General features: G+C 38.4%; 11 protein-coding genes. 8 read left to right on the top strand and 3 right to left on the bottom strand.

The window, feature by feature from the left end:
- Nucleotide 1 precedes the first annotated feature (1 nt).
- On the bottom strand, nt 2-1636 hold the full coding sequence (locus MKZ11_RS00740; protein ID WP_340792170.1) for a thiamine pyrophosphate-binding protein: 1635 nt from the start codon (nt 1634-1636) through the stop codon (nt 2-4).
- Between the two features lie 17 nt (nt 1637-1653).
- Nucleotides 1654-3876, bottom strand: a complete 2223-nt coding sequence (locus MKZ11_RS00735) for an EAL domain-containing protein (protein WP_340792169.1) — start codon at nt 3874-3876, stop codon at nt 1654-1656.
- Nucleotides 3877-4769: 893 nt separating this feature from the next.
- Here MKZ11_RS00735 and MKZ11_RS00730 point away from each other — a divergent pair.
- The 4 genes from MKZ11_RS00730 (at nt 4770) to MKZ11_RS00715 (ending at nt 9622) form a co-directional block, all read left to right on the top strand.
- Nucleotides 4770-6056: an amidohydrolase gene (locus tag MKZ11_RS00730; RefSeq protein ID WP_340792168.1), complete on the top strand. Its 1287-nt coding sequence runs from the start codon at nt 4770-4772 to the stop codon at nt 6054-6056.
- A 155-nt stretch (nt 6057-6211) separates the two neighbouring features.
- The gene (locus MKZ11_RS00725; protein WP_340792167.1) at nt 6212-7669 is read left to right on the top strand and encodes a Na+/H+ antiporter NhaC family protein; all 1458 of its coding nucleotides are present in this window, start codon (nt 6212-6214) and stop codon (nt 7667-7669) included.
- A gap of 60 nt (nt 7670-7729) precedes the next feature.
- Nucleotides 7730-8938: a MalY/PatB family protein gene (locus tag MKZ11_RS00720; RefSeq protein ID WP_340792166.1), complete on the top strand. Its 1209-nt coding sequence runs from the start codon at nt 7730-7732 to the stop codon at nt 8936-8938.
- Between the two features lie 24 nt (nt 8939-8962).
- On the top strand, nt 8963-9622 hold the full coding sequence (locus tag MKZ11_RS00715; protein WP_340792165.1) for a carboxymuconolactone decarboxylase family protein: 660 nt from the start codon (nt 8963-8965) through the stop codon (nt 9620-9622).
- Nucleotides 9623-9835: 213 nt separating this feature from the next.
- Here the strand turns inward: MKZ11_RS00715 and MKZ11_RS00710 are convergent, their stop codons facing one another.
- Nucleotides 9836-10288, bottom strand: a complete 453-nt coding sequence (locus MKZ11_RS00710; protein ID WP_340792164.1) for a MarR family winged helix-turn-helix transcriptional regulator — start codon at nt 10286-10288, stop codon at nt 9836-9838.
- An 875-nt stretch (nt 10289-11163) separates the two neighbouring features.
- Here MKZ11_RS00710 and MKZ11_RS00705 point away from each other — a divergent pair.
- From MKZ11_RS00705 to MKZ11_RS00690, 4 genes are all read left to right on the top strand, one after another.
- Nucleotides 11164-11394 carry a hypothetical protein gene (locus MKZ11_RS00705; protein ID WP_340792163.1) on the top strand — a complete coding sequence of 77 codons (231 nt, stop codon included), beginning with the start codon at nt 11164-11166 and terminating at the stop codon, nt 11392-11394.
- Between the two features lie 201 nt (nt 11395-11595).
- Nucleotides 11596-12372: an ABC transporter ATPase gene (locus tag MKZ11_RS00700; RefSeq protein WP_340792162.1), complete on the top strand. Its 777-nt coding sequence runs from the start codon at nt 11596-11598 to the stop codon at nt 12370-12372.
- A gap of 84 nt (nt 12373-12456) precedes the next feature.
- Nucleotides 12457-12714 (top strand): hypothetical protein, encoded by a 258-nt coding sequence (locus MKZ11_RS00695; protein WP_340792161.1) that lies wholly within the window; start codon nt 12457-12459, stop codon nt 12712-12714.
- Nucleotides 12715-13161: 447 nt separating this feature from the next.
- Nucleotides 13162-13923, top strand: coding sequence for an ABC transporter ATPase (locus tag MKZ11_RS00690; protein WP_340792160.1), 762 nt, complete (start codon nt 13162-13164; stop codon nt 13921-13923).
- Nucleotides 13924-14203 lie beyond the last annotated feature (280 nt).

Here is a 14203-nt window from a genome sequence, read left to right as displayed (position 1 = left end):
ATTACTGCCTCCCCATAGTTGGTGGAATTTCATTTTCAAGAACTAATGCTTCAATTACGATCGGTTTGTTGGTTTCTTTGATCATATGTAACGCTTCTTTTATAGCATCAGTTAAATCATAAGGATTATGGCATGTAGTTGCTTGTAATCCCATTGATTCTGCAAATTTGGCTACGTCGAGTGGGGTTTCATAAACACCGCCGATGGACGAGCCAATCATTTTATGCATTCCTTTTTCCACCATGTCCAATCGTCCATTATTCAAAACGATGAACAGGACAGGGGAGCTATAATTGTATGCTGTCGAAAGTTCCGTACCGTGCATGAACATACATCCATCACCGACTAAGCAGACAATTGTTTTCTCGGGAGCTGCCAGTTTTGCTCCTATGGAATAGCCGATACCGTTGCCCATCGCACCGAATATATCATCAAAGAAGAAAGTCCCTGGTTTGTAAATATCAAAGTATTTGATGCCGTAGAAAGAGTGGCTTCCATCATCTCCAAAAATAATCGCGTCATCTGGGAGTGTGTTACGCATCGCCCGTAATACTTGTACTGCAGACATTCTCTCTCCTGGAGAATTAGCCTGAATTGGGATCAACTCGATTGGTGATAAAAAGGCTTCGCTGTTTGTATCCGGTATATCCTTTAAAATCGCTGTAAGATTAGATTTTATATCGCCAAGCACAGGAGTAGTTGGTACTGGGATTGATTTCCCGATAAAGGTTGGGTCGTAGTCGAAGTGAATGATATGCTCTGGATACATTGCTTCGGATAAGCCGGCGATCGACATGTCACTTAGTCTTGATCCGATGATAATGAGTAAGTCTACTCGCTCATTAAAGTATGCTGTTGCTTCCACGGTACCACCCAATCCGAATGCCCCTAAAGAGAGCTTATGATTGGATGGGAATGACCCTTTTCCACCTGGTGTGGTGATGACTGGGATGTTCCAATGCTCAGCAAGATGCTGCACTTCTTTGTAAGCCTTGCTGGAATGAACGCCTTTTCCCAGGAATAGAAGGGGGCGCTTGGCTGCATTCAGTTTTCCGATTACATCACTAGTTTTGGGTGAAATCATCTCATGTGAGACTGGAAAATCCAGTCGGAATGGTTCAATCTCTTCTAGTAAAATATCAAATGGGATGGACAGATGAACAGGTCCTTTCACACCCGATACCGCTTTTTCAAGGGCATGCTGTAGGAAGGGCTGTAGCATATCACCTCGTTCTATCCGTGCACTGAACTTGGTGACAGAATTGAACATACCCACAAGATCGGTACCGAAAAGGCTGGAGTCCTGTCCCATTGCTTTTCCAGTATCTTTCATCGAAGGGTGTCCTGTGATAATTAGCAAAGGGAGATTAGAGGCTTTCGCCTGACCGGCAGCTGTCAGCAGGTTGGTCCCACCAGGCCCAGACGTACCAACTGCAACCCCGATTTTCTGGTTCATTAAGGCGTAGCCAGAAGCTTCAAACCCTGCAGCTGCTTCGTGTTTACTTAATACAAATTCCAGGTCATGTGTTAATATCTCAAATAATATGGGGGATATTGCTTTTCCCGGAATGCCGAAAATATGATTAATACCCCAATGCTTAAAATTCGCTACTAATATGGATGCAATCGTTTTCATGTTGTATGTGCCCCCTATTATCCTTGTCGTCCTAAATAAATCATCTCGATTTCCTCAGCTGGAAGTGGCTTGCTGAAGAAATAGCCTTGTGTTATATCACACTGGTGATTTGTCAGGAAGTCGAGCTGTTCCTTTGTTTCAACTCCTTCTGCAATCACTTCCTTATGAAGGTTGTGGGCTAACATGATAATTGCGTTTACAATAATGGCATCATTCGAATCGTTCATTAATTCACTAATGAAGGATTTGTCAATCTTAATATAATCAATCGGGAAGTTTTTAAGATAATTCAGCGAGCTATAGCCAGTCCCAAAATCATCAATACTAATGCCGATGCCGAGAGATTTCAGCTTTTTTAGTACGAGAATAGAGTATTCATATTCCATCGCCATATATTCGGTGATCTCGACTACGAAATATTGCGGGTCGAGTGCTGTTCGTTCCAGAACCTCTTCCACGAATGTAATGAGATGTCTAGTAAGAAATTGCTGTGTGGAGAGATTAACAGAAACTTTTATCGGTACCATTCCGGCATCCTGCCATTTTTTGTTTTGGAAACATGCTTCATTGATGACCCATTCTCCAATTTGGGTGATCAATCCGTTTTCTTCAGCCAGTTTGATAAATTTCGCAGGAAAAAGCAGACCTAACCTAGGATGTTGCCAGCGGATTAACGCTTCAAATCCAACTAATTTACCGGTCTGGTTATGAATTTGCGGCTGATAATGAAGAACGAACTCATTATTTTCAAGTGCTCTCCTTAAATCGATTTCGAGACTGTATTCATCCATCATGTCTTCTAATAATTCGGAGGTATGAACGACATAGCGATTTTTACCTTGTAGTTTTGCTTGGTACATTGCATTATCTGCGTAAATCATGAGTTTCTCCATAGAAATGGGGTAGTCAGGATAAATCGCAACCCCGACGCTTGCTGTCGTATATAATTCTTTCTTGCCGACTTGAAAAGGGACGTGAAAGAGATTGAGTATCTCTTCGGCCTTTTTAGTGGCATAATCAGGGCTAATAAAATCTGTAAGCAGGAAAACAAACTCATCACCACCCATACGGGCAAGTGTATCCTTTTCCCCGAGGCAACTGCATAAACGCTTACTTACATGAATAAGGAGCTCATCCCCATATGAATGACCAAAGTTATCGTTAACGATTTTAAAACGATCCAAATCTACATATAAAAGAGCCATAGTTCGCTGCTGACCTGCATTTAGCTCGTCAATAATGGATCCTATCTCCCTGGTAATATATCGTCTGTTTGGCAGTTTTGTTAATTCGTCATGGTAGGCTAAGTAATTATATTTCTCCTGCAGTAAATAACGGTCTGAAATGTCCCTGAACTGACCGAAGGCGCCAATCATTTTATCTTCTTTATAAATTGGTTGGGCATCGAACAGGCAGACGACTAGGTTACCCGCGTCATCTTTAAATTTGATTTCTTCATTTTCGAATATTTTTCCCTGTTCTAGTACTTCTTTAAAATAGTCTCCCGTTAAATGTGATTCGCAAATGTTTCTTCCCACAACCGATTCTCTGCTGTTATTTGAGATTTTTTGGGCGAAATCATTAAACTCGGTAGTGATTCCGTTCTCATCTGTAATTACTATTCCATTTCTTGTTCTGCTTAACATAATCTGATTCATAATATTAAGCTTCTTATTTTGTTTCCTTAATAATAGTTCTCTTTCAATCGAATCAATCGCTTGGGTTAACATCGATAGAAAAAGTGGATTCTGAAACGGAATAGGCATCATGATGGATACACTACCAAGCAGGTTATCTTCATCTGTATAGTGAAATGCAGACCCGTAACACGCAATGTTATGAAGAAACGAATGGTAATGTTGTTCGCCAACTAAACTGATCGGGTGCTTTTGTTGCAATGAAAGACTAATGACATTCGTGCCTGTATCTTCCTGAGTGAACTGGCCACCTAGTCTGATCCCGAATTGTTCAATGATAGATTTTATGGTTTCATCTCCATCAATATCAAGAAGAAAACCGTTTGCATCCGAAACAACAACGAGTATCGGAGTGCCTTTTAAGGAGTTTAGCAGCTTATTTGAGAAAAAACGCACAACGGACAGAATTTCACTATATGATTTTCTTTTCACTTCAAACTCTGCTTCGTTTAAAAACTTCTTTGGTTTCGATACCTCTTCCGGATCCATCCCGGACTCTTGGCACATTCTTTTAGACGTTGTTATGTAGTATGGTTCTGTCATATTTATGTTCCCCTCCTAAAGCACTTGTCGTATTATATATACCCAAGCTTGAATTATTAACCCGGCCTTTAATGGAAAAAGTGAAAAAATTCGTTCCTGCCAATTTTATTTCAGTGCAAATCAAGCTTCTTTTTAATCGAAGTATTTGTGTATCGGTTCAATGTACGACACTAAACAGACAATCCGAATTGGCGGATGTCTGTTTTTCGATAGCATGAACTGCCCCGTAAAAGATAGATACCAACTAACGTTTACGGGGCGTTTTTATAACAAAATATATAGTAGCAATTAAATTACAAGCGGTGGAACGCTATTTAACTGGAAATGATAGCTATTAAACCATTGCAGAAAGCATTGGTGCAGCGTATGTCTCTGTAAGTAATTCCTTAATCCGGTTATGTTCCGATAGCGCTTTCTCTTAGGCTAATCCATCTTTGTTTATACTTTTGTTGATAGTGGCAGGGAATATATTTTAGCTAGTTGAATCAATTTCATAATTGCTTATTCGTTCATATGGATGAATTCCGTTGATTGTAACGGAAAGCGTTCGCCTGGAGTAGAAATCAGCCTTGTTCGGGTTTTAATTCAAAATCCCCTATTTTGAAATTGACTCAATTGAAATTAGTAATTAAGACTTTGTCAATTAATGTGACACTTAGGAATTCTTATTGACCACATTTGGTTAAGGTGCTATACTAATTTTTAAATCCACACTTTACTAAGTATTCAGTCAAAGGGGGTCGAGAGATAGTGAAACGTTAACTTCAGATAGCTAAAGTAGTCCCTTAAGTTATGCAAGCCCTTTCAATTTAAGTGTTAACTAGACATGAGTTAGTTTGTAACATATCAAAAGTTATTTGTAAAAGTAATACTATTGAAAAGGAGGAAGTGTTATGAAGACATCGAGCTTGGTTGACCAATTGAAATTAAAAATGGGGGATATGGACACCTTCTCACTTGCTAAGAAAGTAGACCAGTATGTAATTGATATTAGAAGGGATCTCCATATGTATCCAGAGGTTAGTTTACAAGAAGTACGCACAATAAAAGTTGTCACAGAAGAGTTAGAAAGATTGGGCATTGAGTTCGAAATCGTTTCGAACGGTGGAATTATTGGAATTATAGAAGGGGCAACTTCCGGGAAATCTATTATTTTGAGAGCTGATTTGGATGCTTTACCAATGAATGAAGAAGAAACAAATTTAAATCAAAAAAAGATAGTTGTTTCACAAATTGAAAATGCAGCTCATACATGTGGACATGATGGCCATACAGCTATGCTACTTGGCGCAGCAAAGATATTAGTTCAAAATAAAGAAAAGTTGAAAGGGAAAGTGATTTTAGCTTTCGAACAAGGTGAGGAAAATGGAGCTGGTATACAAGCTATATTAACGAGATTAGTTGAAATAGGGGCAGACGGGGTATGGGGTATTCATCTTAAATCTGATTTACCCTCAGGAAAAATCTCAGTTGATTCGGGTCCTCGGATGGCAGCAGCTTTCCTATTCGATGTAGTGATTAAAGGAAAAAGCGGTCATGGCTCGAGACCGGATTTAGCAATATCGCCTTTGGATTGTTTTGCAGACTTTTATAACAATTTACGGATAATGCGTTTAACTTCATTAGATCCTTTTCAAACCATCACTTATTCTATTGGAAGTATTTCAGCGGGAACAGCAGCAAACGTAATTCCGGATGATTTGCGTTTTAGTGGAACGGCAAGGTACTTACAATATAACCAAGGCGTTAGAGCTGCAACAGAGTTTAATCGTCTATTGGAAAAGATATGTGACCTGCATAATTGTACGTTTGAATATATTACGAAGCCAATAGCAAAGGATTTACTCGTTAATAACGATGAAACTTGTGCCGCAATTGCTGACAATGCTATTAAATCTACTCTTGGCGAAGAAGCACTTATTCATTATCCCGCTTGGATGGCCTCAGAGCCATTTGCTTATTATCAAAAATACTTTCCTGGTGTTTTCGCATTTGTAGGAATCGAAAACGTTAAGAAAGGAGTCGGTGCAGAACATCATAACGCTCATTTTGATATTGATGAAGACGTTTTAAAATTGGGAGTTACTGCAACAGTTCAATATACGTTAGACTTTTTGAACAGTGATAAAAAAATTGATTTTAACGCTGAAGAAAGAGTAGTGAAAGACTTATTCCACTAGATTAAACATAACCGACTTGATATTCATCTATAAGTTTTTTACCCTGCCTCCAATTAATGAAGTATTTCTATGACTGCTCATGTAAAAAAGTGAATGTATAGACCACATTGATAAATTAAGTAGTTTGTACATTATTAAAATAATGGGGTGAGAAAATGAATGTGTCAGAAACGGATAAAGCCACAACAGGAGTTATAAAAGTTGTGAAAGCTAAAAAGAAATTACAACTACCACATGTGACGGTTATGATGTTAGGAATGATGTTGTTTGCATGCTTATTAACCTATATTGTACCGGCAGGAAGTTTTGAACATACAGATAGTGGGAAAATTATTGCGGGCACATACCATTTAAGTGAACAGACGCCCGTGAATCCATTATATGCTTTGACATTAATACTTGATGGTGGTGTAAAAGCAAGTTCGATAATTGTGTTATTGCTCTTTATGGGTGGTTTTTTCGGAGCGATTTTCCAACTCGACTCTATTAATAATATACTGAACTATTTGATTCGAAGATTTGAAAAAGCGGGTCCAACTATGCTTGTTCTTGGGTTATTTTCGTTAATGGGATTGATTGGTTTCTTTATCGGTGGAGATATGATGATTGTTTTTGTATCCTTAGGCGTTTTGTTGACGAGGAAATTGAGATTGGATCCCATAACTGCATTAGGAGTCACTTTTCTTCCATTATTTTTGGCATTCTCTGTATCCCCGGCAGGCATGGCTATGCTCGGTCAAATGTTTTCTGATGGTGTTCCTATGTATTCAGGTTACGGTACTAGAACAATTATGTTTTTTATTTTTATGATCATTACTGCAATATATGTAATGTTATACGCTAAAAGGGTTCTAAAGAATCCGTTGAAAAGTGTAATGAGTAATGATAAATGGTTAACCGATTTGAATGAATCGAAAAAAGAAGATATTGCTAATAATAAGGTTCAAAAAGTTGTTTGGCAAGATGTTGCGGTCCTTTCAATTGTCATCGTTGCTCCGATTGTCCTCGCTGTCGGAAACACTGTGTTTGGCTGGGCTAAGACTTATGGGAACAATACATTTATCACTACTTTTTTCATTGCCTTTGTCCTCTGTTTCATATTGAAGAGAAAAACTGTAGATGAAATGATTAACTCTTTTACAAAAGGTGTTCAAGATATGGTCATTGTAGCAGTCGTAATTGTGTTAGCAACAACAATCAGCGTAATCTTACAAGAAGGTAATATTCTGAATACAGTTGTAAATGTAATGACAAATTTAATGGCTGAGACTTCTCTAGGGTTTGCAGCGGTGTTCATTTTCTTTGTATCATCTATATTTAATTTCTTAGTTCCATCAGGTTCGGGTTTAATGGGTGTCATGCTCCCAATAATGCAACCAGTAGGGGATGTACTTGGTATGACTCCACAAGTTCTTATCACAGCACTTTCGTTTGGCGGAGGTTTAGGGAACTTGATTGTTCCGACCTTAGGTGCGACTGTTGGAGCAATCGCTTTAGCTAGGGCAAACTTTGGTTCATGGATGAAATTCATGTTTCCATTATTCTTAATTTGGTTTGTTGTCGGTTCCGCCATTCTTTATGTTGTTTCGTCAATCGGATGGGTAGGTTATTAAATGAACTTTACAAATGGACTTGCAATGTTGAAAAAACAAATGGAATAGAGGTAGTTATTGATGAAATACAAATTTGACAAAGTAATTGATCGTTCTAATACTTCATGTGCGAAGTGGGATGCAACTGAGGAATTATTCGGTGAAAAAGATTTACTTCCACTTTGGGTTGCGGATATGGATTTTAAAGTTCCGGATGAAGTGGTCAAAGTGATCCAGTCTCAGGCGGAACATGGTATTTTCGGCTATACGTCGAAGAAGGAGGGCTATTATAAAGCCGTAATTGACTGGATGAAAAATCGCCATAATTGGTCAGTTGAAAAAGAGTGGATTTGTCATAGTCCCGGTGTCGTTACCGCCTTAAGTTTAATCGTCCAAGCTTACAGTGAACCAGGTGACAAGATTATAGTGCAACCGCCTGTATACTACCCTTTCATGAAAGTGATTCAAAATCATAACCGGCAGGTCGTATACAATTCTCTTCTTCTTACAGAAGATAGATATGAGATGGATTTTGAAGATTTGATTTCAAAAATAGATTCTTCGGTTAAAATGATTCTACTTTGTAATCCGCATAATCCTGGTGGTCGTGTTTGGACCAAATTGGAACTTGAACGTCTCGGTAACATCTGTATGGAACATGGAATCTTGGTTGTGTCGGATGAAATTCATGCTGATCTCATATTCAAGCCTGGTGAACATACGCCATTTGCGGCTATTTCAGAAGAGTTTGCGGAGAATAGCATTATTTGTACGGCACCAAGTAAGACATTCAATCTTGCAGGTCTACAAACTTCGAATATAATTATTTCCAGCGAGACGTTGAGAGGGAAATTCATAGCTGAAACAGAGAAGTATGCGATTGGTATGTCGAACTCATTTGGGGCGCTTGCCACAGAGGCAGCTTATAAGTACGGTGGACAATGGCTGGATGAAGTTCTGGACTATATTGAAGGAAACTTGCAATTCATTACCAAGTATTTCGAAACCAACTTACCGGTCTTGAAAGTTCTGCCATTAGAAGCGACTTATCTAGCTTGGATTGACTGCAGGGAATTGGGACTGACTCCCGAAGAGCTGGAAAAGCTGTTCCTTTCGAAAGCAAAGGTTGCATTGAATCAAGGCTATGTCTTTGGGCCGGGAGGTGAAGGATTTGTTCGGATGAACCTCGCTTGCTCCCGATCAATAGTTGAAAGAGCAGGTAAGCAAATGATAGAAGCAGTCAATTCAATTGTGGAAATAAGTCCCGTATTGGAAACGAAAAATATCTGAAATATAAACTGGGGGGAATGAAAAATGACAGCACAAGAGACATTATATGAAAAATCAAATAAAAACCGACTTAGTGAGATGGGTGAATTGGCACCGGAGGCATTTAATGCATTTGTCAATTTTAATAACAATGCATTAAGAGAAGGGGTCTTATCTGCTAAGTTGAAGGAACTTATCGCTGTAGCTGTGGCGCATGTAACCGGCTGTGCTTATTGTATTGATTCGCATGTCAAGCAAGCAAAGAAACTCGATATGACAAAAGAAGAAATGGCCGAAGTTATCATGATTGCTACTGCCTTAAAAGCGGGTGCCGCTCTTGCTCATGGAGTGAATGCTTTGAATGCGTATGACCAAATTGAAGAGGAAGAGTTATACAAGTTATCTTATATCAGTAGGATGTCAGAGTTTATTGAACTAAATCCGGAAACGACTACAGCTTTCTTTTCTTTCGATAAGTTGGCAATGAAACGCGGATTGCTTAGTGTGAAGGAGAAAGAGTTGATTGCTGTTGCTATTGCTCATACGACAGGTTGCCCTTATTGTATTGATGGGCACGTAAAAGGGGCTAAAAGGGCTAAAGCAACTAAAGAAGAAATTGCAGAATCAATTTTGGTGGCAACAGCTTTAAAAGCGGGATCAGCGCTAGCACATAGTGTAAATGCCTTGAATGCTTTCGAGTCGTAAAATACTGGCATAGCCCATTGAATTGATAGTAAGTTAGAAATGGTGGGGGAAAATCATCGGATTGAATGCTAAATTAAGAAACAGCCATTATAGTGGCTGTTTTTTAATTTAGCATCTTTCACAACGAATGCATGATATGTTAATTATATCAGAATAATATGTGTTTTTAGTAGACAGAATTACCTGAGAACTTGGGGTTCAAAGTGGATAGATCTATTCTACTCTAACTAGATTTAGAAGTATGGTTGAAATCTTTGTATACTTTAAAAAGTCTTCCTCTGAAAATTGATCCAGTTCAATTAAAAGCTTTTTGTACTCTGACTTATCCAATTCTTTATGATAATCATAGACGATTTTTCCTTTGTTGGTCAATTGGATAATCACTTCTCGGTTATCAAGGGGATTTTTCGATTTGGTAACCATTCCTTTTTTTATTAGGCGTTCTACCATTTGGGACAGTGCGCCTTTCGTTTTATTCGTCAGTTCAGCAAGCTCTGATATGTTTGTTTGGATTTTATTTCCGATTAGATTGATCGTATGTGCTTCAACCATATAGATCTCATCTTCGGTCCCATATTGCCGGGGTATACTTTCATATGAATTTATTATTCTTGAGTATTTATAGATCGTCTCCATCATCTCGTTAAAGATTTCTTCTTTATTCATTTTCATTCCTCCATAAAAAAACTTCATTTATAAAGTTAAAAACGGATATGTATTACTACCAATAGTATAACATGCTAATAATTTATGTCTAAATGAAGGTCTATTTATACGGCTATGAGTGATTGGTCGATTCGGACCTTCCATTCGAAAATGTCATCATTTTTCCCCCTTGAGGAGGAACTCTGCAATATATGGCGGGCACTTTTTAAGTTAGTTCTATTCTAAATGGTCTCTTAGCTTATCGTACTCGATCAAAGGAATCGGACTACTAATGGGGAAGTAGCATGTAATCTAGTGAAAATGAAGATGGGTATACAGGCTATGCTAAAGTAACGGAATTATCTTTGGAGCATGTGGAAGTATTAAAAGAGACTTTCAATTATATCCAATAGCCCCAAATACAATTTTTAGGACCTGTTTCCAATTGTGGAGATAAGACTATTTTAATGGAGATAAAAAAGGAACTTCCAGTTACAATTGCCGTACAAGATTAATATACACGATCTTTCCTTTTACCATTAAAGGTAGAATTGAAGTAAGTAATATGAGTGTCATAGTTACTGATAATATATTTTTTAAAAGATATTATTTCATTAAATATAACTTCCTTCCATTATAATTTACTCAAGTCATAACTATCGGGTCAAAAAGAACATTTTAGCAATTGCATTCCTGAAACATACTCATGTATCGCCGAGGTTAAGCTGCACCTCAAAGATTTCCTTACCTAAAATTGCAGTGATTGGAAAACAAATTGTAACGCAGATACAAAACGTATAGAAGATCATTTTTGGAAACTGGTTAAGTCAGTAAGGTTTATAGATTAAAGCAAATCATGATTAAACTACCCTAGTCTTGCTAGGGAGAGGGACAATATGAATAAATCAATAGAAGGTATGATGAACGATGGACTGACTGATATAGATTTTAAAGCCGTTAATTGGGCGGAGTACTCAGAAAATCACTCGCTCACAACGGAGCTCGGACAACGGGTTAATGCTATGAATGGTGTTGCCGATGATGGCAGAGAGGAAAAGACTGGGGATGTTTCTTCCGCCAATAGAGCACGTATTGAATTTGAGAACAGCTGTAGGATGGGCTGTTAAAGCAAATACAGGTATATCTGGCTTCTATTCAAGTTTTGAATTGTACCATGCGGGGAAAAGGTGGCGGTTTAAGTACTGAGGTGGCTGAAACTAAAGCAACGATCAACACTGCAATCGGTGTCGTGATGGGATTAGCCATCAATAGGTACTTAGGTAAGCGAACAAAAGACGAGGATGGAAATGAATGGAGAGAACCCTAATTTGTTGAAGAATTTAACAATCGAAGATGTAGCCGTACTACGTGAACCCTTGGTATCGGGCAGACAAAGTCCCAACGCACTTGCTGGTGCCCTTGTTTTGGGGGCCTTCATGCAAAGCCTGATTTACTATCTGGAATATACAGTACTGGGAAGTGTGACGAACTTCCCATATAAAGATCAGATACTTGCAGTTCATTTTTGGATTACAACAGTTTTAGTTATCCTATCCGTGATCTATGCGATTCCACTTATTTATAGAAAAAGTCAAAAAACACAATATCTACTAACCATTCTAGTCTCGCAAAACTTTTTCGCAGTATCCAGTTATATCATCGGGTTATTTTTACTAGGAGAGAACCAGGAAGTTTCAGAAAGTTCATTGCTGACATTTACAATGGTAACCTTGTGTTTAGGTGCCTTGCTTTTTATAGTTACAGTTATCCGCTTTTCTATTTTATTGAGGAAAGGGATGTATCGCAAGGGTTCTAAACGAGATGAACTCCGAGCAAAATTTGAAAAAAAGACATATATTCCAGCTGTTATTATTGGAAGTACTGCTCTTTTATTCATCATTCAATTTGCCGTTAGAACATACAATTTGGCCGATTTAGAGGATGCTATGATTGCAATCCTTAGCTTCGCAGTATTCTATACGATGATTTTTGTATTGCCGGAGCAACTCGTTATCTTGTATTGCAAGTTCCGCTTCAAAAGCTTTAATTTCGATAAAAGAGGTTATTTGGATTCTGAAGACTCAGCTAAAGGAAGGAAGTTGTGAAATGGAAATTGACAATTCTTTACGCTATGAAACTAGACAAAAGAAGGAAGAGTGGATTAAGAAGTTGGGGAATAGACACTTTCATTGCAATTATTGAAAGCGTCCGAAGAAGCCGGTATAACGATCGGCGATAGCGAAGTCTATAAAGAGTTAAATCGAATGATTACGGAAAGTGCAGATATGGGACTCTCCAATGATTTCAGTATTAATACTATTCAACCGAACCATGCAGTTCCATTCTCTTTGAACATAACGCCTGAACAAGAAGTACTTATCGACACACTCGAACAAGATAACCAAGTCGTGAAAATGGAAAACTTCAAATTTGAATCAGTAAAATAAAAAACTTTGCAATGCTACCCATGATTGCACCATTTTTAGCTGTTTTTAGGAATATAATTGGCTACTAGGTTATCTATTGAGTGCGACCGCCCGAAGCTCGCCGTGGACCGCTCATATATCGGATGAGACCGCTCAAAGCCCGCTGCGGACCGCCCATATATCGGATGAGACCGCTCAAAACTCGCCGTGAACCGCCCATATATCGGATGAGACCGCTCAAAACTCGCTGTGTACCGCTCATATATCGGATGAGATCGCTCAAAACTCGCTGTGTACCGCCCATATATCGGAAGAGACAAGAGACCGCTCAAAGCTCGCCGTGAACCGCCCAACGCCCGCTTTCGACCGATCATATATACTGTAGGCATCGATTATAAATCCCAAAGTTTACCGCTTGTAAATTGTTTATGATCTAATCAAATGGAAATGAATGGAGGACACCCTGTTTTGTTAAAAAATTTAACAATCGAAGATGTAGCCGTACTACGTGAACCACTGGTATCTGGCAGACAAAGCCCCAATGCACTCGGCGGAGCACTCGTTTTGGGGGTCTTCATGCAAATCCTGATTTACTACCTGGAATATACAGTACTGGGAAGAATGACGAACTTTCCATTTAAAGATCAGATACTTACAGTTCATTTCTGGATTACAGGAGTTATAGTTATCCTGTCCGCGATCTATGCGATTCCGTTTATTTATAAAAGAAGTCAAAAAACACAATATCTCGTATCTATTTTAGTTTCACAAAATGCTATAACATTATCCTTTTATATCTGCGGGTTATTTTTACTAGGAGAGAACCCGGAGATTCCAGAAAGTTCACTCCTGACATTTACAATGGTAACCTTGCTTTTTGGTGCCTTGTTTTTGGTAGCTATAGTCATCCGTTTTTCTATTTTATTGAGAAAAGGGAAGTATCGAAAAGGATCGAAACGAGATGAACTCCGAGCGAAATTCGAAACGAAAACGTATATTCCAGCAGTTATTATTGGAAGTACTGGACTTGTGTTTATCATTCAATTTACCGTTAGAACATTCAATTTGGCCGATATCGAAGGGGCCGTCATAACAGTTATATGCTTTGTTTTATTCTATACGATGATTTTTGTATTGCCGGAGCAGCTCGTCATCTTGTATTGCAAGTTCCGCTTCAAAAGCTTTAATTTCGATAAAAGAGGTTATTTGGATTCTGAAGACTCAGCTTAATGAAGGAAGTTGTGAAATGGAAATTGACATTCTTTCACTGCAATTTGCCAATTGTTTGCGCTATGAAACTATTCCTAGAAAGACTCGAATAAACGGAGGGAGTCCAACAAAACTATCGAAATGTCCAAAAACTTTAGAGCAAGTGGAACTACTTAAAAAGAATTTCAACCATATCACCTAGTCCCAAATACAATTACCGAGTCCTGTTTCCCATTGTGGAGGCAGGACGATTTTATTGAAGATAGATGATTGGCAAATGAAAAAATATTAATTTCAAGGA

The organism is Sporosarcina sp. FSL K6-1508 (assembly GCF_038007465.1).
GTDB lineage: Bacteria > Bacillota > Bacilli > Bacillales_A > Planococcaceae > Sporosarcina > Sporosarcina psychrophila_B.
The sequence above is the reverse complement of the archived record's forward strand: the minus strand, read 5'-3'. Positions and strand labels throughout refer to the sequence as shown.